The following is a 21,050-nucleotide window of genomic DNA, read 5'->3' on the forward strand; positions in this document are numbered from 1 at the left end:
AGTCCTGATTACATGAATTTTCATCAGCTGCATATTTTTTATACGGTATCAGAGCAGGGGAGCTTCTCTGCTGCAGCCCAGCGGCTGCATATGACCCAGCCTGCGGTCACGATGCAGGTGCAGGCACTGGAGGATTATTTCGGCACCAAGCTGTTCGACCGCTCCAGTAAAAAGATCGTGCTCTCGGAAGCGGGACAGGTGCTGCTGCCGTATGCGCGGCGCAGCATCCAGCTGATCCGTGAGGCCGATCAGGCCATGACGGCATTTACGCATATGCTGGAGGGGCGGCTGCAGCTCGGGGCAAGCCTGACGATCGGCGAATATGTGCTGCCGCGGCTGCTCGGGCCCTTCGGCAAGGAATATCCCAACATTTCCATTACCATGAAAGTTATGAATACTTCACAGATTATAGAGGAGATTCATAAGCATCAGCTGGATTTCGGGCTGGTTGAAGCACCGGTAGCCCATCCGGCAATGGTGCAGGAGCCGGTAATGGGGGATGAGCTCAAGCTGATCGTACCGAGGGAGCACCCGTTAGCCGGGCAAGGCGGGGTTACCCTGGCGGATGCGCTGCAATATCCGTTCGTTCTGCGTGAGCAGGGATCAGGCACGCGGATAGTGATGGAGGAGCAGCTGCTCGAAAAGGGTCTTGACCCTGGAGCTATGAGGATCGTCATGGAGCTCGGGAGCACCGGTGCTGTAAAATCGGCGGTGGAAGCCGGACTCGGTATTACGATTATTTCCGCATCCTCGGTCAAGCATGAGGTAGCGCTCGGATTGCTCAAGATTGTTGATATTACAGATGCCTCCTTTAAGCGGCAGTTCTATGCCATCCATCTGAAATCGACGCTGCTGCCGATTCCGGCAGTCACCTTCCTGACTTATCTGCGCGAGCATAAGGATGACCGTTAGAGCACATCCGGCTTTTATACAAACAGATGAAGCGGGGGAATAAGGAATGACTGTACGGATACAAGGGAGCAGGGTGATTCTGCGCGATCTGGCTGATGCTGATCTCCGGACCATCTACCATCACTATTATGAAGCGGAAGACCAGGCGTTTCAGGAGTGGGACGGTCCTTATTACCCGGCCGAAGAAGAGAGCTATGAGGAGTTTACAGAGAGCTACCGTGGAGTGCTGGCGGTTACCCGGACGGACAAGCCGCGGTCAAGGCTGGTGATTGAAATAGACGGAAAGCTCAAAGGCATAGTCAACTGGTACTGGGTATCGGAGGAAACGGACTGGCTCGAGATCGGGATCACCATTTTTGATTCCCGTTATTGGTCAGGCGGCTACGGAACCGAGGCCTTTACAATGTGGATGGCTTATCTGTTTGCTTCACTTGATACAGTCCGCCTTGGCATGGCCACCTGGTCGGGCAACGTCCGGATGATGGGGCTGGCTGCCAAATGCGGTATGGTCCTGGAGGGGCAGATCCGCAAAGCGCGGATTGTCCGCGGCGAATATTACGATGCAATCAAAATGGGAATTCTCCGTGAGGAATGGGAGAGCATGACCCGCGTACCTACTTTAGAACAACGGGGTGGCACAGATGGACAGACAGCAGAATGACATTACGGTAAAAGACAGCGGCGGGACCGGGCTGCAGGGGCTTGCAGACCTGCATACCCATACCCTGGCATCGGACGGCATGCAGCCGCCTGCGGAGAATGTGCGGATTGCCTTCAATAAAGGGCTGTCGGCCGTAGCGATAACCGATCATGATACGGTCAGCGGCGTTGCAGAAGCGCTGGAGGCAGGACGGAAATACGGCATTGCTGTCCTACCCGGAGTAGAAATCAGCACCCGTGCGGAAGGTAAGGAGATTCATGTGCTTGGCTATTATATTGACATTGAACAGGAACTGTTTCTCTCCAGGCTCGCGGCGCAGCGTGATACCCGTGCCGCCCGGAACGAAGCAATCCTGGCCAGGCTGCGTGAGCTTGGTATCGATATTACGCTGGAGCGGGTGATTGCCGGTCTTGGACGTGACCTGAAGCCGGATGAGAGCATCGGGCGGCCGCATATTGCCGATGAGCTGGTAAGGCTCGGAGCTGCTGCCGATATGCGCGATGCCTTTGACAAATACCTGGCTGACGGAGCAGCGGCTTATGTATCTCCGCCGCGGATTACCCCGGAGGAGGCCTGTGAATGGATTATTGATGCCGGCGGAGCTCCGGTGCTGGCTCACCCCGGCCTCTACGGCGATGATGTGCTGGTGCAGGGGATCATTGCCCGCAGCGGATTTCGCGGCATCGAAGCTTATCATTCGGACCACAGCGCGGCTGATGCTGCGCGGTATGTTGCGATGGCGGAAGAATCCGGGCTGCTGGTTACCGGCGGCTCGGACTTTCACGGCGCGCGCCAAGGCGTCATTTTTCATGGCGATCTGGGCAGCGTGAACGTACCGGCGGCTGTGCTGGAGCAGCTCCGCGAAGCTGCGGGCAAACGCAGATAATACTGAAGGGCGGCACCGCTGTAAGGCGCTGTCCGGTCTATGAAACTGGCAGCTAATCTATTGACCGGAGCAGCGCACAAGATAAAAGCCGTACCGCAGGAAGGTTTACGCTTCCGGCGGTACGGCTTTTTCGGTTTATGCGGGCTCAGCTTCTCAGCGTATTCGGCAGGCTCTTGATCCGTTCTTCATCCGGCGTAACAAACAGCGTCTTCTGGTGGTCATAGATGACGAAGCCGGGCTTCGCGCCGCTTGGCTTGCGGACATGGCGGATCAGGGTGCAGTCGACCGGCACGCTGCTGGACTGCTTGGCCTGGCTGTAATAAGCAGCCAGCTGCGCGGCTTCCTCCAATGTGGCATCCCCGAACGCCTCGCTGCGGATCACCACATGCGAGCCCGGAATGTCTTTGGTATGCAGCCAGGTGTCATTCGGTGAGGCCAGGCGGTTCGTAACGTATTCATTCTGCAGATTGTTTTTGCCGACGTAAATATCAATCCCCTCGGAAGAGGTATAGACCTGGATAGTCGGCCGGGTTGCTTTTTTCTTCTTCTTGCCCTTTTTGCTGCGGTCACGCAGGTAGCCCTGGCTGACCAGCTCATCCCGGATCTCCTCGATATCGTTAAGGGAAGCATGGGCAAGCTGCTGCAGCAGTGTTTCCATGTAGGTGATTTCTTCGTGTGTCTTGGCCTGCTGCTGCTCAATTACAAGCAGGCTGTTCTTGTACTTATTATATTTCTTGAAGTAACGCTGCGCATTGTCAGACGGGGTGAGCAGCGGATCAAGCGGAATTGTGATCTCTCCCTGATCTTCATCGTAATAATTCACCAGCCGGGCTTCCTTGTCGCCCTTGGACACCGCATGCAGGGAAGCAAACAGCAGCTCTCCCCAGATCCGGTACTGGTCAGCGTCATCTGCTTCCTCCAAATCCTTCTTCAGCTTGGCCAGCTTCTTGACATTTTTGCTGCGCTCGTTAGTGAGGAAGCGGATCAGGTCGGCTACCCGCTGCTTTACTGTATCACGTTCTGCCTTATCCCCGTAGTACTCCTCCAGACAGCTGCTGATCGAGCTGTAATGCCGTGCCTCTCCGCCCAGTACAGACAGCGGGATAGCGGAGAAGAACGGCTTGCCTTTGGCATTATTGCCGGACACCGGAGTGAACGCAAACTCTCTGACAGGCGTCATCACGGAATCAAAGGCGGTCCACAGCTGTGCAGCTGCCTCTGTCCCCTGCGGATCAAAGGCCTCTCCTGCCCTCTGCAGAATTTCTCCGGCGGCAAGCGGGCTTAATCCGCTAAAGGCATGGACCATCCAGCCGACAGGGTCTGCTGACGGAGCGGGTCCGCCGCTTCCGTCTTTCGCCGGCTCCTCCAGCGAGCGCAGCAGCCCGGCAATCTCTCCTTCAATCATGTCCTCAGGCTCGCCCTGTTCTTCATTTTTGCCCAGCAGTACGGCTTCCTCAGCGTCCGCCATCAGCTTGATGAATGCCTCTCTGCTTATATCCAGCGGATTCAGCTTGTGCTGCTGCGGAGGCTCGGTGTAGGCAGCTCCGGGCATGACAATCCGGTAGCTGCTGATAGAGGGGGTTACATGATGGATGCCGTCAATAATCGTCCCGCTCACAAGATCGGTCAGAATAATGTTGCTGTGGCGGCCCATCAGCTCGATAATCAGCTGCTTGGCGGACACATCGCCCAGCTCATCGCGGGTCCTGATGTTAATATGGATGATCCGCTCCATGCCGACCTGGGTGATGCTCTCAATGGTTCCGCCTTCACAATGCTTACGCAGCAGCATGCAGAACATCGGCGCTTCCGCCGGATTGACGCTGCTCCGCTCACTCAGATGCAGGCGGGGGTAGGTCGGGTTGGCCGACAGCAGCAGTTTGCCGCCGCCCCCGGCCCCGCGCAGGATAAAAATAAGATCGTGGGTGCTGGGCTGATATATTTTGCCGACGCGCGCACCGATAAATGCCTGAAGCTCGTGCACGATCGCTCTGGTAACAATGCCGTCTAATGCCATGATAAAAGCTCTCCTGTCGCTAAATGATAATGTCTCCTTCCTATGATGCCATACTTTAACACATTCGCGCAAAAGGAGAAGCAGACAGGCAGTGATATTTTGGGACGACCATGAATACAATGGGTCATGAACAGGTGGAAAAGCTGTGTGCCGCCGGAAGTCAAGAAACGACCGGGAGGGGAAAGAAACGATATGGAACAAAAAAGCTGGCACCGGCTCGGTGCAGAGGAGCTGCAGAAGCTGTTCGGCGTTCAACCGGGTGCGGGCCTGAGCGCAGAGGCAGCGGAGGAAAGACGCAAGGAGAGCGGATTAAACGAATTGTCGGAGGGGAAAAAGGTCTCGCCGCTGACCCTGCTGCTTAACCAGTTCAAGGATTTTATGGTACTGGTGCTGATGGGGGCGACGCTGGTATCCGGCCTTTTGGGCGAATACCTGGATGCCATTACGATTGTGGCCATTATTCTGCTGAACGGGGTGCTGGGCTTTGTGCAGGAGTTCCGCGCCGAGCGTTCGCTGCGGGCGCTGAAGCAGCTGTCTGCTCCAAATGCCAAGGTGCTGCGCGGAGGCAGGCAGGAGAATATTCCGGCCAGACTGCTGGTCCCGGGTGACATTGTGCTGCTGGAGAGCGGCGACCGGGTACCGGCTGACGTACGCTGGCTGGAGTGCAGTGCACTGTATGCGGAGGAATCTGCACTGACCGGTGAATCGCTGCCGGTATCGAAGCATGCCGAGGCCATTCATGCAGCTGAGCTGCCGCTGGGTGACCAGAAAAATATCGGCTTCATGGGCACGATGATTACGCGCGGCACAGGCAAAGCCGTGGTTGTCCGGACCGGTATGGATACGGAGATGGGCAAAATAGCCGATCTGATCCAGAATACCGAATCGCAGGAAACGCCGCTGCAGCACCGTCTGGAGCAGCTCGGTAAAATTCTCATCTATGTATCGCTGGGACTGACCATTGTTGTAGTGCTTGCCGGTATCCTGCACGGGCAGCCTGCGCCGGCGATGTTCCTCGCGGGTGTAAGTCTTGCGGTAGCTGCCATTCCGGAGGGTCTGCCGGCGATTGTTACGATTGCCCTCGCGCTTGGTGTGCAGCGGATGATCAAACGCAAGGCGATTGTCCGCAAGCTCCCTTCGGTAGAGACGCTCGGCTGCGCATCGGTTATCTGCTCTGACAAGACAGGGACGCTGACGCAGAACAAGATGACGGTGACGCGTGTCTGGAACGCCGGCCGGGTTCTTGAGGTCACGGGGGAGGGCTATGCCCCGGCAGGCCAGGTTATGCAGAAGGGCAAGCCGGTTGATCTGAAAAATGACCAGAATTTGCGGCGGATGCTGCAGATCGGCGCGCTCTGCAGCAATGCCGAGATTGTGGAGACCTTCCCGTCCGAGCTGCGCGGCAAACGCAAAGGGAAGGATAAAGCCGAAGCCGGTGAGAATCCACTCAGCAGTCAGCCTGTCTGGGAATTGAAGGGCGATCCGACTGAAGGCGCCCTGGTCGCCTTATCCGCCAAAATGGGCCTTACCGCACAGTCACTGGCGGTTACGTATACCAGGGAGCAGGAATTCCCGTTTGATTCGGAACGCAAGCTGATGTCTGTCGTCGTCAGCCATCCCGGCGGACGGATGATCTGCACGAAGGGCGCGCCGGATGTCCTGCTGAACTGCTGCACCTATATGCTGTGGGAGGGTGCGGTCGTGCCCTGCACGCCGACGCTGCGCCAGAAGGTGCTCGAAGCGAATGAGGAGATGGCCTCAGGCGCACTGCGCGTGCTCGGCATGGCTTACCGCGATCTGCGCTCCGGTGAAACGGCCGGCAGCGAGAAGGATGCGGAGTGCCAGCTGGTCTTCGCCGGCCTAGCCGGCATGATCGATCCGCCGCGGCGGGAGGTGCGCGATGCAATCAGCGTAACCCGGCGTGCGGGCATCAAAACCGTAATGATTACCGGGGACCACGGGACGACCGCAGAAGCGATTGCCTATCAGCTTGGAATCCTGCAGCGGGGCGGAACGGTGCTGACCGGCAGCCAGCTGACCCGTATGGACGATAATGAGCTTGATAAAATTTCGGATACCGTCAATGTGTATGCCCGTGTATCTCCTGAGCATAAGCTGCGGATCGTCAAGTCGCTGCAGCGGCGCGGCCATGTGGTGGCGATGACTGGCGACGGCGTCAATGATGCGCCGGCGATCAAAGCGGCGGATATCGGTATCTCCATGGGCATTACCGGTACCGATGTTACGAAGGAAGCCTCAGCGCTGGTGCTGGGTGATGATAATTTCTCCACAATTGTTGCCGCTATCGAGGAAGGCCGGAATATTTACGAGAATATCCGTAAATTTATCCGCTACCTGCTGGCGTCCAATGTCGGCGAGATTCTGACCATGTTCTTCGCGATGATGCTGGGACTGCCGCTGCCGCTGGTGCCGATCCAGATTCTGTGGGTCAATCTGGTAACTGACGGGCTGCCGGCTATGGCGCTCGGGGTAGACCAGCCGGAGAAGGATCTGATGGAGCACAAGCCGCGCGGAGCGAAGGAAAATATTTTTGCCCGCCGCCTGGGCTGGAAGATTATCAGCCGGGGCCTGCTGATCGGGCTCTGCACACTCGGCGCATTCTGGCTGACGCTGCGTACCGCGCCAGGCAGTGCAGAGCAGCTGATCCGCGCACAGTCCGTGGCCTTCGCGACTCTGGTCATGGCCCAGCTGATCCATGTATTTGACTGCCGCAGCTCGCGTTCGGTATTCCACCGCAACCCGCTCCAGAATAAACCGCTGGTGCTGGCCGTATTGTCCTCTGTCGTTTTGATGCTGGTCGTCATGTACCTGCCGGTGCTGCAGCCGGTCTTCAAGACCGTACCGCTGAACTTCCGGGAATGGTGCCTGGTGCTGGTTAGCGCTGGTATCCCGACCTTCGTGATGGGTGCAGGCAGCGTATGGGGCGGCAAGCGGAACCGCAGCAAGAGCGGCGGACGGCCGATGATAAAAAGTACAAAAATTTCGGCATAAAATCAATAGCTTTGTTCCCGCTCCTTGAGGTATGCTTGGTTCACCTTTGAATGCTATCAAACAACCTTTTAGGAGTGGACCCATTAATGGAATTTACAAAAATGCACGGTCTTGGCAATGACTTTATTATCGTATTCGGCGAGCAGGAGCTGCCGGCTAATGCTGCAGAGCTGGCGGTTAAGCTGTGCAACCGGTTCTTCGGAATTGGCGCCGACGGGCTTGTATACATTCTGCCGTCTGAACGCGGAGACTATATGATGCGCATTATGAACTCCGACGGCTCGGAGGCCGAGCAATGCGGCAACGCGATCCGCTGCGTATCCAAATATGTCTATGAGCATGGTCTGGTGGAGTCGGAAGAGATCGTTATTGAAACGATCGGTGCCGGCGAGCAGAAGGTGTCGCTGAAGGTGAAGGACGGCGTGGTGGAGACAGTAACCGTGGACATGGGCGAGCCCGTATTGTCCGGAACACAGATTCCGGTTGCTATCGATGCCGAGCCGGTGCAGGATCAGCCGATTGAGGCAGACGGAAGAGAATTTAAATTTACAGCTGTTTCGATGGGCAACCCGCACTGTGTTATCTATGTGGATGATGCTGTCAGCTTTGATCTGGCGACCTGGGGACCCAAGCTTGAAGTGCATCCCCTGTTTCCGAGAAAAGTAAACGTTGAGTTTGCAACGGTGCTGAACCGCGGCCATGTGGACATGCGCGTCTGGGAGCGCGGTGCAGGACCGACTCTGGCCTGCGGCACTGGAGCCTGCGCAACGCTGGTATCCTCCGTCCTGAACGGCCTGACTGACCGCTCGGCTGTTATCAGTCTAAAGGGCGGCGACCTTTTCATCGAATGGAACGAGCAGGATAATCATGTGTATATGACGGGGCCTGCTCAGGTGGTCTACACAGGATCTGTAGAAGTATAATAAGACAGGACCTCGCCCGCACGTTATATTTCAGCAGAATAGAAGGGTGTCCGATAAGCCTTACGGCTTGCGGACATCCTTTTTTGTGTTTCTAGCCGGTTCATCAGCCGAATAATGGCAGGACGAACCGCGAATAATAGGAACCACTGTTAAAAAAGGGGGAGTCCGATGAACGGCAGACGGCAGAGTCCGGCAAGCCAGAATAAGGAGGAAGGCTTGTCCGGTCCGGAATCGGGGACACCCGGCTTAACAGGGGCTCTCGATGAGGACATCCGTAAGATCAGGACTGCGCTTGGCGGAAGCCCGGATCTGAAGGTGCGGAAAATACTGGTCGGAAAAGAGCATCCCATACAGGCAGCAGCAGTTCATATCAGCGGTCTGGCGGATGCAACTGCCGTCAATGAGTTCGTTATCGGCTCGTTACTGGCAGACCAGCCCTCCTGGCTGCCGGAAGAGACAGGCAGCCAGGAGGCATTTCCCGCACGGCTGGTTCAAAGAGTATTAGAGCTTGGCGACGCCCAGGTCACAGATGAATGGAATGATCTGCTGCTGGCCGTGCTATCAGGTGATACGGCTGTTCTCGCAGACGGATACACAAGTGCGGTTATCTGCGATACCAAAGGCGGCGAGACGCGCGCTGTAGAAGAGTCTTCCTCACAGATGGTAGTCCGCGGGCCGAAGGACGGTTTCGTGGAATCCGTGGCTACCAACATTTCTTTGATCCGGCGGCGGATTAAATCACCTAAGCTGCGGCTGGAGTATACCAAAATCGGTACAGAAACCCAGACGCATGTAGCGATGCTGTATATGAAGGAGATAGCCGGGGAAGATCTGGTGGCAGAGGCAAGACGCCGGCTGAACAAGATATCCATTGATGAGGTGCTGGAATCGGGCTTTATTGAAGAGCTGATTCAGGACAAGACGTTTACGCCGTTTCCGACCATTTATAATTCAGAGCGCCCGGACGTGGCAGCAGGGAATCTGCTGGAAGGACGTGTTGTCATTATCGTTGACGGTACACCGTTCGTGCTGATTCTTCCGGCGGTATTCACCCAGTTTTTCCAGTCTGCAGAAGACTACTCGCAACGCTTTGACATTGCAATTCTGATGCGGCTTGTCCGGTATGTAAGCTTCATCGTCCTGCTGCTTGGCCCGTCAGTATACATCGCACTTACAACCTATCATTACGAGATGATTCCGACTACCCTGCTTATTAATCTGCTCTCACAGCGGGAAACGGTGCCGTTCCCTGCCTTTGTGGAGGCCCTTCTGATGGAGGGGGCCTTTGAAATTCTGCGCGAGGCCGGGGTACGGATGCCGCGTGTCATCGGACAGACGGTTTCGGTGGTCGGGGCGCTCATTCTCGGCTCAGCGGTTGTAGAGGCCGGTATTATAACTCCCATTATGGTCATCGTTATCGCTCTGACCGGCATTGCCAGCTTTGCGATTCCTGCATACAACATGGCGATAGCCGGCCGGATTATCCGCTTCGGGTTCCTGCTCCTGGGCGGAATGTTCGGCTTCTACGGCATTACGCTTGGTCTTATTGTGCTGGTGGCGCATATGAACAGCCTGCGTTCATTCGGGATTCCGTATCTGTCCCCCTTTGTCCCGTTATCTGTGAAAGGGCAGAAGGATACCATCCTCCGACTTCCGCTCTGGCTGATGGGCAGGGGAAAATCAGCAGCTCAGCTAAGGGCGGAGCAGCCGGAATACAAACGTGTAACAACCGGGCATGAAGCGGGACTGGCTCCGCTTATCCGGAATAACACAACTGCACGCAGGCCAGAGGATAAGGTGGGGCATCATGAAGAGGAGTAAACCTGGGCTGTGCCCGTTTATCATAATGCTGCTGGTAATTCCCCTTCTTTTAACCGGCTGCTGGGACAGCGTCGAGCTTAACCGGCGGGCCATCGTGTCAGGTGTAGCCATCGACAGGGGAGAGGGTGAGGCCGAAAAATATGTCCTTTCCTTTCAGGTTATTGTTGCTGAGGAAATTTCCGGGGAAAATGCGCGCGGAATCTCGCCGGTCGCTTTATACACCGGTAAAGGCCGCACAATGTTTGAGGCGCTGGCCAATGCGTCCCGTCAGACCGCCCGTTTCCTCTCGCTTGCCCATGTCAGAGTGCTGGTGGTTTCCGAAAAGCTGGCACGGGAGGGGATCAAGGACATGATGGATGTGCTCGAGCGGGAAAGTGATACCAGGCTGACCAGTCTGGTGTTTGTCGCCAAGGACCAGGCTGCCCGGGATATTCTGTCAACGATGACTGTGTTCAGCAAAATACCGGCTAATGATCTGGTGGAGAAGCTGGATACGACCTCTAAGCAGTTCGGCTATAACTTCCGTTTGGAGGTAGATGATGTCATCAGGGGGATTCAGCTCAGAGGGGGAGGGCCGGTTATTAACGGCGTTACTACTGACGGGACCCGTGAAGGCGCGGATACGAATGACAATATGAAGACGATCGCGCCGCATGCTGTCATTAAGGTGACAGATCTTGCCGCCTTTAAGGACGACCGGCTGAAGGGCTGGCTGACGGGGGATGCGGCTCTGGGTACTGCGCTTTTGCACAATAAAATCAAGGGCTATCCGGCAGTCATCCGGCATCCCCATGAAGGCTATATTACGTTTGACGTGTATCAGTCACAGGTAGAGCTTAGTGTCGAGGGGGCAGACCCGGAGCATCCGGTGTTCATTGTAAAAATCAGCCAGCAGGCGGCAATTAAGGAGAGTCCCAATACACTGAATCTGACCTCCCCGAATACACTTCAGGCTCTGTCGCAGATCCTTATAAAAGATTCCAGGCAGAAAATGAAGACTGCGATAGAGGCAGCCAAGAAATACAACAGTGATTACATCGGTTTTGGGCAATTAATGGAGCGCAGCAATCCGCGGGGCTGGAAAAAGGTTAAGGATCACTGGGAGGACATCTTTATCCATTGTGAATACAGAATCGATGCGGATGCCGTTATCCGGCACACCGATATGCGGAATAACTCTTTTCAGGTGAATCCTTAGAAACGGGGGAGGTGTATTATGGGAAAAGTGAAGATAGGTCTGCTGCAGTTTTTCAGTATCACGCTGCTGTTTGAGCTGGGAACATCGCTGGTAGTCAATCTGGGGATGGCTGCCGGAAGAGATGCCTGGCTGTCCATACTTATTGGCTGCGCAGCCGGCCTGCTAATGTTCTGGGGGTACGCCTATCTGTACAGAAAGCATCCGGAAATGCCGTTTACAGCGTATACCCGCAAGCTGCTTGGCCCTGTAATCGGCACACCGGTGGCGCTGATGTATATTATTTTGTATATGAATCTTTCGGGCAGGGGGCTGCGTGACGGCAGTACCATGCTTGCAATGGCTACGATGCATAACACGCCCCTCTTTATCCTCAGTATGCTGATGATCCTGTCAAGCTCCTACGTGCTCCATAAGGGGACAGAGGTGCTAACCCGGACCTCGCTGGTGTTTACTATAATCGTTCTGATGATCGGATTATTCAGTATGGTACTGCTGATGCTGTCCGGCTCCATTAATCTGCAGCAGCTGCTGCCTGTTCTGGGAGACGGACTCTGGCCGGTAATAGATTCAGTGGTGCGTCAGAATTACATGTTCCCGTTCGGTGAAATGGTCGTTTTCACAATGCTGATGCCTTATCTGTCCGATATGCGCAAAGGTCCTTGGGTAATTGCAGCAGCCATGCTGGTTTCAGCCGTGCTGCTGAGTGCGACGATCGCGCTTAATATTTCAGTGCTCGGAGCGGATATTGCAGAGCGCTCCCCGCTGCCGCTGATGCCGACGATCAGCAAGATTTCCATATCGGATTTCATCCAGCGGGTTGATATTTTTGTGGTCATGGTGCTGATTATCGGGGTTTTTTTCAAAATGTCCGTCTTCTTCACCGCTGCGCTAATCGGAATTTCGGAGCTCTTTAATCTGCCTTACCGGAGAATGCTCTATCCCTGCAGCCTGATCATCCTGTTCACCTCCATGCTGGATGCCCGCAGCTTTACCGAGCATCTGGATGAGGGGGCGCGCCTGCTGTACACCGTCTACCCGGTGTTTATGATAGTAATTCCAGCGATTCTGATTATTGTTACTGCGGTACGCAGCTACTTTTCGGAACCCCGTCCCGGCTGAGAGCCGCGTATCCAGTAGATGATGTCCGGCACGATAAGAGCGAGCAGCATAACAGCGGCAGCCAGTTTCTCTGAGGCGGTATAGAGCAGGTAGTTTAGAACATAGCCTATGTTCCCTATGCCATAACCAAACAGCCAGTCAAGCAGAAAGAGATAGGCTAATGAGAGCGATGATAAAATGAATATAACGGTGTACTTCCGGATCAGTAGCCTGCGCGTTTTTCTTTTCAGTCTAAACAGTCCTTTGCTGGTTAATAAAAGTAGTATGGGCATTTTTTGTAATGCCATGCAGGACAGCTGCCGGACAGGCTGAGAATTGGGGCTGCTGAATGCTTATCATCCATCCCGATTTATGTTACATTAGTATGAAACTAATGACAGTATAGGGGAGGTTCTTGCGGTGAAGCCGGATTTGCGCTCTGCATGGAAGAATAACGTATTGGTCGGAGACGGAGCGATGGGAACCTTTTTATATCAGAAGGGCTTCCCCGTCGGTATCTCCTATGAGGAATTGAATCTGACCTCGCCTGAGGTCATTGAAGATGTGCACCGCAGCTATATTGAAGCCGGAGCGGTGCTGCTGGAGAGCAATACGTATTCCGCCAACTATGACAAGCTGGCCAAATTCGGGCTGGAGGGCAAGGTAGAGGAGATTAACCGCGCGGGTGTAAGGATCGCACGTAAGGCTGCAGGGGAGACAGGCTACGTGGTCGGAGCCGTCGGCTCTATCCGGGCCGGCAAACGGGCGAATCTGTCAGCCGCGGAGCTGAAGCGCTTCTATGCTCAGCAGTTGTCCGCGCTGCTTGATGAGCAGCCGGACGGCATCATGCTGGAGACCTTCTATGATGTGGAAGAGCTGCATCTGGCACTGAAGGCGGTACGTAAGCTGAGCGGCCTGCCGGTCATCTGCCAGCTGGCTGTGGATGAGACAGCGCGTACGCTGGACGGATTAACACTGCCGGAAGCGTTCCGCATTCTGGAGCAGGACGGGGCAGACGTAATCGGCTTCAACTGCCGGACCGGGCCTAACGGCATCAAGCGTGCCCTAAGAACACTGCAGGGAAGCCTTGCGCTGCCGGTGTCCGTCTATCCGAATGCAGGGATTGCAGACTATGTGGACGGGCAGTACCGCTATGGCGCTACTCCGGACTATTTCGGGCAGATGGCCCCCGTATTTGCTGATATGGGCAGCCGGATTATCGGCGGATGCTGCGGTACAACACCGCAGCATATCGCTGAAATCTCGGCAGCCCTGCAAGGATACATTGCCCAGCCGCTGGCTGAGCGGGCAGTAACACGGAGTACGGAGCAGATAGTAGTGCATGAGCATCTCGATGATAGTGGTGACCAGAACGGCCGTGAGCCTAACCTGGTTGATCTGGTGAAGGAACGCCACACGGTGATCGTGGAGCTCGACCCGCCGCGCGATCTGGATATTACGAAGTTCATGAAGGGGGCGGAGGCACTGAGAAGAGCGGGTGCCGATGCACTGACGCTTGCTGACAATTCCCTGGCGGTTACCCGGATGAGCAATATGGCGCTCGGTTCGCTGGTGCAGGCCCGCACAGGGCTCCGCCCGCTGGTGCATGTGGCCTGCCGGGACCGCAACCTGATCGGGACCCAGTCCCATCTGATGGGCTTTGATGCACTGGGCATTGACCATGTGCTGGCTGTAACCGGTGATCCGGCGCGGTTCGGCGACCTGCCGGGCTCAAGCTCAATTTATGACCTGACCTCCTTCGAAATTATCCGGATGATCAGGCAGCTTAACGACGGTATTGCCTTCTCCGGCAAGCCGCTCAAGCAAAAGGCCAAGTTCGTCATCGGAGCAGCCTTTAACCCGAACGTGAAGCATCTGGACAAAGCGGTGCAGCGCCTGGAGAAGAAAATTGCCTCCGGTGCCGATTATATTATGACCCAGCCTGTCTATGATCCGGAGCTGATAGCGAACATCGCAGCTGCTACGCGGCACCTGGATATTCCAATCTTTATCGGAGTTATGCCGCTGGCCAGCGGCCGCAACGCAGAATATCTGCATAACGAGGTGCCGGGGATCCAGCTGTCAGATGAGGTGCGCAGACGGATGCAGGGCCTTGAAGGCGAGGCCGGCCGGGCAGAGGGTGTGGCGATTGCCAAGGAGCTGCTGGATGCGGCCACGGCGCATTTTAACGGTATCTATCTGATGACTCCGTTTATGTTTTATGAGATGAGCGTGCAGCTGCTGGAGTATATCTGGGAGAAGCAGGGGCGCAAATTGTCCCCCTTGTTTCGCTAGTAAGAATCAATTACAATAGTGTAATGGATGTGATTCCGTTGTCATTTAGCATGACCGGATACGGTCAATCCTCCCTGCAATTCGGCGGTTACAAGATTACGTTCGAAGTCAAGTCGGTGAATAACCGTTACTGCGAAGTTGTGCTGCGGATGCCCCGGGATTGGATGGTTTATGAGGATATGCTGCGTAAGCTTGTGCAGGAACATATCAGACGGGGACGGGTAGATGTTATCATTAACAGGGAAGTCGCGGAAGATGCTGCTTCCCTGCAGGTTCTTAACCGTCCGGCGGTGAAAGCCTATCTTGAGGCGGCGGAAGCGCTCAGGAGTGAGTTCGGAATGGACGGGGAGTTGACCTTGCGTGATATACTCTCTATACCCGGTATTATGGAACTGAAGGAGGAGCCGTCTGCCGTTACAGCCGGTTCAGCCGAGGAGTGCTCCGGGATGCTTGAGCAGGGATTGACGCAGAGTCTTCAATCGCTGCTTCAGATGCGCGCCCGTGAAGGGACTCATCTTGCGGCCGATCTGTCGGACAGGCTTGTCCATCTGGAAGAGCTGCATGCCGCTATGGTTGCAGTTGCCCCCGTAGTAGTAAGTGAATACCGCGACAAGCTGCGTCAGCGGCTGAGCGAACTGAATGACGGAACGTTCCCTTTTGAAGAGCATAAATTTGGAATGGAAATGGCTATCTTTGCTGACCGCTGTAATATCGATGAAGAGCTTACCCGGCTGTACAGTCATTTTGAACAATGCAGGGCCCTGCTGAGCGGGAGCGGACCGGCAGGACGCAAGCTGGATTTTCTCATCCAGGAAATGAACAGGGAGACCAATACAATCGGGTCGAAATGCAATCATCTGACTCTGGTGAACCTTACGCTTGAGATGAAGGCCGAGCTGGAGAAGATTCGCGAGCAGGCGGCGAATATAGAGTGAACAGGGATTTCGATAAGCGAAGATGTAACTTATGGGGGGAACAACCGGAACATGGCAATCAAATTAATTAACATCGGCTTTGGGAATATCGTATCGGCCAACCGTATTATTTCCATTGTCAGCCCGGAATCTGCACCGATCAAGCGTATCATTCAGGAAGCCAGAGACCGGCATATGCTGATCGATGCGACCTATGGCCGCCGGACACGTGCTGTTATTATTACTGACAGCGATCATGTCATTCTGTCGGCCGTCCAGCCGGAGACTGTGGCACACCGCTTGTCCAGCAAAGATGACGATAACGACGAATAACAACAATTGGAGTGTACTATGTCAAAAGGATTGCTGATTATTTTATCCGGACCTTCCGGCGTTGGCAAGGGCACGGTCTGTACTGCATTAAGACCCAAAATGCCTGAGCTTGTCTATTCCGTATCTGCCACCACCCGGAGTCCGCGTGAAGGCGAAGAGAACGGAGTTAACTATTTTTTCAAGACCAGAGATGAGTTTACTTCTATGATCGAAGCGGACCAGCTGCTGGAGCATGCAGAATATGTAGGCAACTATTATGGTACCCCGCGTGATTTCGTGGAGCAGACGCTGGAGAGCGGCAAAGACATCATTCTGGAGATCGAGGTGCAGGGAGCACTTAAGGTTAAAGAAAAGTTCCCGGAGGGAATTTTTGTGTTCCTGCTTCCGCCATCCATGGATGAGCTCAAGGACCGTATCCGCGGACGCGGGACTGAGCATCCTGATGTAATCAGCCACCGCATGTCTGTTGCTGAAGATGAGATTGGGCTGATCCGGCACTATGACTACGCCGTAGTGAATGATGAGATCGACCTCGCCTGCAAACGTATTGAGAGCATCATTATCGCCGAACACTGCAAAGTAAGATAATATGCGCCGTCAGATTGATCCATATTTACAGTAAATGATGAAGAGGTGTCTTACATGCTATATCCGTCTATTGATGAAATGATGAACAAGGTTGACAGCAAGTATTCGCTGGTTGTTGCTGCAGCCCGCCGGGCCAGACTGCTACGTGAAGGCGGCAAAACAGATGTAAAGGCGCCAAAGTCACACAAGTTTGTCGGCGTTGCGCTGGAAGAGATTTATGAAGACCGCATTATTGTAACCCGCGGCGAAGAGTAGTACGCACTGTTTGCTATACCTGCAGCAAGAAACGGCTCCGCCATGTTGTAACAGCGGCGGTGCCGTTTTTTCTCCGGTTAGCCGGAATTGTGTTGTATAATGTCATATGTAGCCCTAACCGGGCTGTTCCTGACAACCGGAAGGTTGTTATTTTTTTAAAATATAGGATTTAATATGTACTACCCTATAAATTATCCTTATATCTCTGCAGAAACGGATAGCGTCCTTGAAGGACACCACAGCTATTCTGCTTGACACAATAAACGGGTGCCAACCTTGACTGAAGGCGGCGCAGCCGTTTCTTCTTGCCGGTGCAGGAGAAGTAAAATTATCATCCGGTTATCGATTGAACAGGGGGGATTATGTTGAACAGCTTAACAGGCAAAACCATTATCCTTGGTGTAACAGGGGGCATTGCTGCCTACAAAGCGGCGGCCTTGACCAGCAAGCTGGCCCAAAAGGGGGCCGAAGTCCATGTTATTATGACAGCTTCGGCCAAACAGTTTATTACCGAGCTGACTTTTCAGTCTCTGTCTAAGCAGCGGGTGTACAGTGATACCTTTCAGGAGCGTGACCCCGCTTCTATCTCTCATATTGATCTGGCCGGTTCAGCGGATCTGGTACTGATTGCCCCGGCAACGGCCAATATTATTGCCAAGATGGCGCACGGACTGGCTGATGATATGCTGTCCACCACCCTGCTCGCAACGACTGCGCCTGTCATGGTGGCTCCGGCAATGAATGTCCATATGTATCAGCATCCGGCTGTGATCAGCAATATGAATACACTGGCCTCGCGAGGCGTGCAGTTTATAGAACCCGGTGAGGGACTGCTGGCCTGCGGATATGTAGGCAAGGGCAGGCTGGAAGAGCCTGAATCAATCGTCCGTGTGGTTGAGAATTACTTTAACATTCAGCCTGATAAGGCTAAGGGTCCCTTAAGCGGCAAAAAAGTAATGGTTACCGCTGGCGGGACGGTGGAACGCATTGATCCGGTCCGTTATATTTCCAATGACTCCTCCGGAAAAATGGGCTTTGCCATCGCCCGGGCTGCCCGGGCGATGGGGGCCGAGGTTACTCTGATTGCGGCAAGGACGGATGAGGCGCCGCCGCAGGACCCTGACATTAAGCTGGTCCGTGTTGAATCGGCCCAAGCGATGCTGGATGCGGTTGTGAGCTGCTGGGACGGCTGTGACATTCTTGTTAAAGCGGCAGCTGTAGCGGATTACCGTCCAAAGCACAGTGCAGAAGCCAAAATTAAAAAGAGCGGGGATACGATGACGCTTGAGCTGGTTAAAACAACGGACATTCTGGAGAGCCTGGGCAAAGAGAAGGATGGCCAGTTCCTGATCGGGTTTGCCGCCGAAACGAGTAATTTGGAATTCTATGCAAGGGACAAGCTGATCCGCAAAAATCTGGACCTGATAGTCGCTAACGATGTGTCCAAAGCCGGAGCGGGCTTCGGCACGGACACCAACATTGTATCCATTTATGATGCCGGCGGGCTGGTGCTGGATCTCCCGCTCAGCTCCAAGGATGAAGTGGCTAAACGGCTGCTGAGCCTCGCGGCAGAGCGCCTCCCGGGAGTCACGTTATAATGGAAATAGCGAAGGTCATTGTCGATGTTCCTGTGCGCAGCACCGACCGGCCGTTCGATTATTTGATTCCTGACGCGCTGAAGCTGTGGATAGAGGTGGGCAGCCGGGTGGCTGTCCCCTTCGGCCACAGGACAGTTCAGGGCTTTGTAGTATCGCTGGAATCCGGAGAGACCGGGGCCGGCGCAAGACTCAAGCCGATCCAGGAGGTGCTGGATCTTATGCCGCCGTTGTCGCCCGAGCTGGTTGAGCTGGGCGACTGGATGAGCCAGCGGTATGCCTGCCGGCGCATCTCGGCTCTGCAGGCTATGCTGCCTACCGCCCTGAAGGGCAAGGCTGAACGCCTCATCTCGCTTGGTGAAGAGGCTGAAGCTGAGGCCAAGCCGGAGGATGAGCTGTTTCCGCTGTTCCTGGAAGAGGATCTGGAGGAGCGGACGATTATTGATTTTGTCAGGCAGGCCGGAGAAGTGACCATGAAGCAGCTGACCCGCAGCTTTCCAGGAGCGGCGGAGACGGTTAAATTTATGCTGCGCCGCGGTGTGCTTACCGAAAGCCAGTCGATCAAGGACAAAATGGGCAAGAAAAAGCTGAAGGCGGTTGACCTGGCAATCGGACTGGCGGCTGCCCGGGAATCGCTAAGCAGCTTCCCGGCCCGTTCTGTCCGGCAGAAGGATGTCCTGTCTTACCTGATTGAAATGGAGCAGATGCTGCCGATGCCGATGAAGGATCTGCTCGCCGTGCTCCAGGTTACGGCGGGTACGGTCAAGGCGCTGGAAGAAAAGGGCTATATTGAAATCAGTGAAATTGAGGTCTACCGCGATCCTTACCGGGGCCGCGACTTCAAGCCGAGTACACCGCTGCCGCTTACACCGGAGCAGCAGCAGGTATTCACACGGATTGCCCGGACGGTTGATGAGCAGCAGCATGAGGTCTTTCTGCTGCACGGTGTAACCGGAAGCGGCAAAACAGAGATATATCTGCAGTGTATCCAGCGTGCTGTGGATCAGGGCAGGCAGGCGGTTGTGCTGGTGCCGGAGATTGCACTCACCCCGCAGATGGTGGAACGGTTCAAGGGCCGGTTCGGCAGCGGTGTAGCTGTCATGCACAGCCGTCTGTCCGTCGGTGAACGCTATGACGAATGGCGCAAGATCCGTGAAGGCAAAGCGACGGTGGCGGTCGGTGCGCGCTCTGCAGTATTCGCCCCGTTTGCGAACCTGGGCCTGATTATTATGGATGAAGAGCATGAATCCTCCTATAAGCAGGAGGAGAATCCGAAGTATCATGCCCGCGATGTTGCTGTCCGCAGAGCGGAGCAAGGCGGAGCGGCGGTAATACTGGGCTCGGCTACCCCTTCACTGGAGAGCTATCATGCAGCCAGATCGCAGAGTGATATCCACTTCTCGCCGGTGCTGCTGGAGATGCCGACCCGGGCGCTGGGCAATGCCTTGCCGAAGGTGCATGTCGTCGATATGCGCGATGAGCTGAAGGAGGGCAACCGCTCCATGTTCAGCCGCAGGCTGCATGCCGCGCTGGAGAGCAGGCTGGAGAAGGGGGAGCAGACGGTGCTGCTCCTGAACCGACGCGGCTTTTCCACCTTTGTCATGTGCCGGAGCTGCGGTTATGTCGCTACCTGTCCGGAATGCGATATCTCGCTCACTTATCACAGCCGCAGCGACAATCTCCGCTGTCATTACTGCGGCCATGCGGAGCCTTCGCCTAAGGTCTGCCCGGATTGCGGAAGTGAGCATATCCGATTCTTCGGTACCGGAACGCAGCGGGTAGAGGAAGAGCTGGGTAAGCTCTTCCCAGGTATACGGGTTATCCGTATGGACGTAGATACAACAACAGAGAAGGGCTCCCACGAAAAGCTGCTGAATCAGTTCAGGGACAAAAAAGCCGACGTCCTGCTGGGCACGCAGATGGTAGCCAAAGGGCTTGATTTCCCTGACGTTACCCTTGTAGGTGTAATCACAGCCGACTCTGCACTGAATCTGCCCGATTTCCGGGCCGGCGAGAAGACCTTTCAGCTGCTGACACAGGTAGCCGGACGGGCCGGCAGACACCAGCTTCCGGGTGAGGTAGTGGTGCAGTCCTATACGCCGGAGCACTATTCAATCGTGCATGCCAGCGGACATGATTATGCGTCCTTCGTCCGCGATGAGCTGAAGCACCGCAGAGCCCTGCATTACCCGCCATACTGCCGGCTGATTCTCGTCACCCTCTCCCATGAGCAGCTTCCGCTGCTGCTGAAAATGGCAGAGAATTACGCGCTGAATCTGCAGGGGCGGGCCAGGCAGCTGCGCTGGTTCGCCAGCCTGGACAAGCTGTCTGCGGATGCGCTTGACCTGCTTGGCCCGGTCGCTTCCCCGCTGCCCAAGCTGAAGGGAAGATACCGGTTCCAGTGTATCATCAAGTGGCGTGGGACAATCGATGCCATCGGGCTGGCCCGGCAGATTGCGGAGGAGCTTGAGGATTCAGTCCGCGACAATAACTTGCAGATCAGTATTGATGTGGACCCGCAGATGTTGATGTAGACCTAAGG

17 protein-coding genes are annotated in these 21,050 nt (G+C 55.1%); 15 read left to right on the plus strand and 2 right to left on the minus strand.

What is annotated here, in order from left to right; all coding sequences use genetic code 11:
• Positions 1-12: 12 nt before the first annotated feature.
• Genes R70723_RS13035 through R70723_RS13045 form a run of 3 tightly spaced genes read left to right on the plus strand, consistent with a single transcriptional unit; the run spans position 13 to position 2,459 of the window.
• Complete coding sequence (locus R70723_RS13035; protein ID WP_039872596.1) at positions 13-912, plus strand: selenium metabolism-associated LysR family transcriptional regulator; 900 nt, start codon at positions 13-15, stop codon at positions 910-912.
• A 46-nt stretch (positions 913-958) separates the two neighbouring features.
• On the plus strand, positions 959-1,573 hold the full coding sequence (locus R70723_RS13040; RefSeq protein WP_047171118.1) for a GNAT family N-acetyltransferase: 615 nt from the start codon (positions 959-961) through the stop codon (positions 1,571-1,573).
• Positions 1,554-2,459 carry a PHP domain-containing protein gene (locus tag R70723_RS13045; protein ID WP_081957368.1) on the plus strand — a complete coding sequence of 302 codons (906 nt, stop codon included), beginning with the start codon at positions 1,554-1,556 and terminating at the stop codon, positions 2,457-2,459. Before R70723_RS13040 ends, R70723_RS13045 begins: the two co-directional genes overlap by 20 nt.
• A 145-nt stretch (positions 2,460-2,604) precedes the next feature.
• Here R70723_RS13045 and R70723_RS13050 read toward each other — a convergent pair whose 3' ends face one another.
• On the minus strand, positions 2,605-4,476 hold the full coding sequence (locus R70723_RS13050) for an Rqc2 family fibronectin-binding protein (RefSeq protein ID WP_039872598.1): 1,872 nt from the start codon (positions 4,474-4,476) through the stop codon (positions 2,605-2,607).
• A gap of 192 nt (positions 4,477-4,668) precedes the next feature.
• On the opposite strand from R70723_RS13050, the gene R70723_RS13055 reads away from it, so the two are divergent.
• From R70723_RS13055 to R70723_RS13075, 5 genes are all read left to right on the plus strand, one after another.
• Positions 4,669-7,488 (plus strand): calcium-translocating P-type ATPase, SERCA-type, encoded by a 2,820-nt coding sequence (locus tag R70723_RS13055; RefSeq protein ID WP_039872600.1) that lies wholly within the window; start codon positions 4,669-4,671, stop codon positions 7,486-7,488.
• Positions 7,489-7,574: 86 nt separating this feature from the next.
• Positions 7,575-8,411 (plus strand): diaminopimelate epimerase, encoded by an 837-nt coding sequence (dapF, locus tag R70723_RS13060; RefSeq protein WP_039872601.1) that lies wholly within the window; start codon positions 7,575-7,577, stop codon positions 8,409-8,411.
• A gap of 168 nt (positions 8,412-8,579) precedes the next feature.
• Positions 8,580-10,232: a spore germination protein gene (locus tag R70723_RS13065; RefSeq protein WP_081957369.1), complete on the plus strand. Its 1,653-nt coding sequence runs from the start codon at positions 8,580-8,582 to the stop codon at positions 10,230-10,232.
• Positions 10,219-11,430: a Ger(x)C family spore germination protein gene (locus tag R70723_RS13070; RefSeq protein ID WP_076418258.1), complete on the plus strand. Its 1,212-nt coding sequence runs from the start codon at positions 10,219-10,221 to the stop codon at positions 11,428-11,430. The genes R70723_RS13065 and R70723_RS13070 overlap by 14 nt, the downstream gene beginning before the upstream one ends.
• Positions 11,431-11,448: 18 nt before the next feature.
• Positions 11,449-12,549, plus strand: a complete 1,101-nt coding sequence (locus tag R70723_RS13075; protein ID WP_039872605.1) for a GerAB/ArcD/ProY family transporter — start codon at positions 11,449-11,451, stop codon at positions 12,547-12,549.
• Here the strand turns inward: R70723_RS13075 and R70723_RS13080 are convergent.
• Positions 12,522-12,836 carry a hypothetical protein gene (locus R70723_RS13080; RefSeq protein ID WP_039872609.1) on the minus strand — a complete coding sequence of 105 codons (315 nt, stop codon included), beginning with the start codon at positions 12,834-12,836 and terminating at the stop codon, positions 12,522-12,524. The two genes, R70723_RS13075 and R70723_RS13080, sit on opposite strands and share 28 nt — an antisense overlap.
• Before the next feature lie 112 nt (positions 12,837-12,948).
• On the opposite strand from R70723_RS13080, the gene R70723_RS13085 reads away from it, so the two are divergent.
• From R70723_RS13085 to priA, 7 genes are all read left to right on the plus strand, one after another.
• A complete protein-coding gene (locus tag R70723_RS13085) occupies positions 12,949-14,823 on the plus strand; it encodes a bifunctional homocysteine S-methyltransferase/methylenetetrahydrofolate reductase (RefSeq protein ID WP_039872611.1) in 1,875 nt (624 codons plus the stop codon).
• 38 nt (positions 14,824-14,861) lie between these two features.
• Positions 14,862-15,758 (plus strand): YicC/YloC family endoribonuclease, encoded by an 897-nt coding sequence (locus tag R70723_RS13090; protein WP_039872613.1) that lies wholly within the window; start codon positions 14,862-14,864, stop codon positions 15,756-15,758.
• Between the two features lie 51 nt (positions 15,759-15,809).
• Complete coding sequence (remA, locus tag R70723_RS13095) at positions 15,810-16,070, plus strand: extracellular matrix/biofilm regulator RemA (protein ID WP_006209218.1); 261 nt, start codon at positions 15,810-15,812, stop codon at positions 16,068-16,070.
• 18 nt (positions 16,071-16,088) lie between these two features.
• Positions 16,089-16,658: a guanylate kinase gene (gene gmk, locus R70723_RS13100; protein WP_039872621.1), complete on the plus strand. Its 570-nt coding sequence runs from the start codon at positions 16,089-16,091 to the stop codon at positions 16,656-16,658.
• Between the two features lie 54 nt (positions 16,659-16,712).
• Positions 16,713-16,913: a DNA-directed RNA polymerase subunit omega gene (gene rpoZ / locus R70723_RS13105; protein ID WP_039872623.1), complete on the plus strand. Its 201-nt coding sequence runs from the start codon at positions 16,713-16,715 to the stop codon at positions 16,911-16,913.
• A gap of 362 nt (positions 16,914-17,275) precedes the next feature.
• Positions 17,276-18,511, plus strand: a complete 1,236-nt coding sequence (coaBC, locus tag R70723_RS13110) for a bifunctional phosphopantothenoylcysteine decarboxylase/phosphopantothenate--cysteine ligase CoaBC (RefSeq protein ID WP_039872624.1) — start codon at positions 17,276-17,278, stop codon at positions 18,509-18,511.
• Positions 18,511-21,042, plus strand: coding sequence for a primosomal protein N' (gene priA, locus R70723_RS13115; RefSeq protein ID WP_039872625.1), 2,532 nt, complete (start codon positions 18,511-18,513; stop codon positions 21,040-21,042). Before coaBC ends, priA begins: the two co-directional genes overlap by 1 nt.
• The last annotated feature ends 8 nt before the right edge of the window (positions 21,043-21,050 follow it).

The organism is Paenibacillus sp. FSL R7-0273, from assembly GCF_000758625.1.
In the GTDB taxonomy this organism is placed as follows: domain Bacteria; phylum Bacillota; class Bacilli; order Paenibacillales; family Paenibacillaceae; genus Paenibacillus_AQ.

Excerpts from the sequence above, each read along its gene's own strand:
- R70723_RS13075 (WP_039872605.1), top strand. The coding sequence starts at position 11,449 with ATGGGAAAAGTGAAGATAGGTCTGCTGCAGTTTTTCAGTATCACGCTG.
- coaBC (WP_039872624.1), top strand. The coding sequence starts at position 17,276 with ATGTTGAACAGCTTAACAGGCAAAACCATTATCCTTGGTGTAACAGGG.
- R70723_RS13050 (WP_039872598.1), bottom strand. The coding sequence starts at position 4,476 with ATGGCATTAGACGGCATTGTTACCAGAGCGATCGTGCACGAGCTTCAG.
- remA (WP_006209218.1), top strand. The coding sequence starts at position 15,810 with ATGGCAATCAAATTAATTAACATCGGCTTTGGGAATATCGTATCGGCC.
- R70723_RS13080 (WP_039872609.1), bottom strand. The coding sequence starts at position 12,836 with ATGGCATTACAAAAAATGCCCATACTACTTTTATTAACCAGCAAAGGA.
- R70723_RS13035 (WP_039872596.1), top strand. The coding sequence starts at position 13 with ATGAATTTTCATCAGCTGCATATTTTTTATACGGTATCAGAGCAGGGG.
- priA (WP_039872625.1), top strand. The coding sequence starts at position 18,511 with ATGGAAATAGCGAAGGTCATTGTCGATGTTCCTGTGCGCAGCACCGAC.
- R70723_RS13040 (WP_047171118.1), top strand. The coding sequence starts at position 959 with ATGACTGTACGGATACAAGGGAGCAGGGTGATTCTGCGCGATCTGGCT.
- R70723_RS13045 (WP_081957368.1), top strand. The coding sequence starts at position 1,554 with ATGGACAGACAGCAGAATGACATTACGGTAAAAGACAGCGGCGGGACC.
- R70723_RS13055 (WP_039872600.1), top strand. The coding sequence starts at position 4,669 with ATGGAACAAAAAAGCTGGCACCGGCTCGGTGCAGAGGAGCTGCAGAAG.
- rpoZ (WP_039872623.1), top strand. The coding sequence starts at position 16,713 with ATGCTATATCCGTCTATTGATGAAATGATGAACAAGGTTGACAGCAAG.
- R70723_RS13065 (WP_081957369.1), top strand. The coding sequence starts at position 8,580 with ATGAACGGCAGACGGCAGAGTCCGGCAAGCCAGAATAAGGAGGAAGGC.
- dapF (WP_039872601.1), top strand. The coding sequence starts at position 7,575 with ATGGAATTTACAAAAATGCACGGTCTTGGCAATGACTTTATTATCGTA.
- R70723_RS13070 (WP_076418258.1), top strand. The coding sequence starts at position 10,219 with ATGAAGAGGAGTAAACCTGGGCTGTGCCCGTTTATCATAATGCTGCTG.
- gmk (WP_039872621.1), top strand. The coding sequence starts at position 16,089 with ATGTCAAAAGGATTGCTGATTATTTTATCCGGACCTTCCGGCGTTGGC.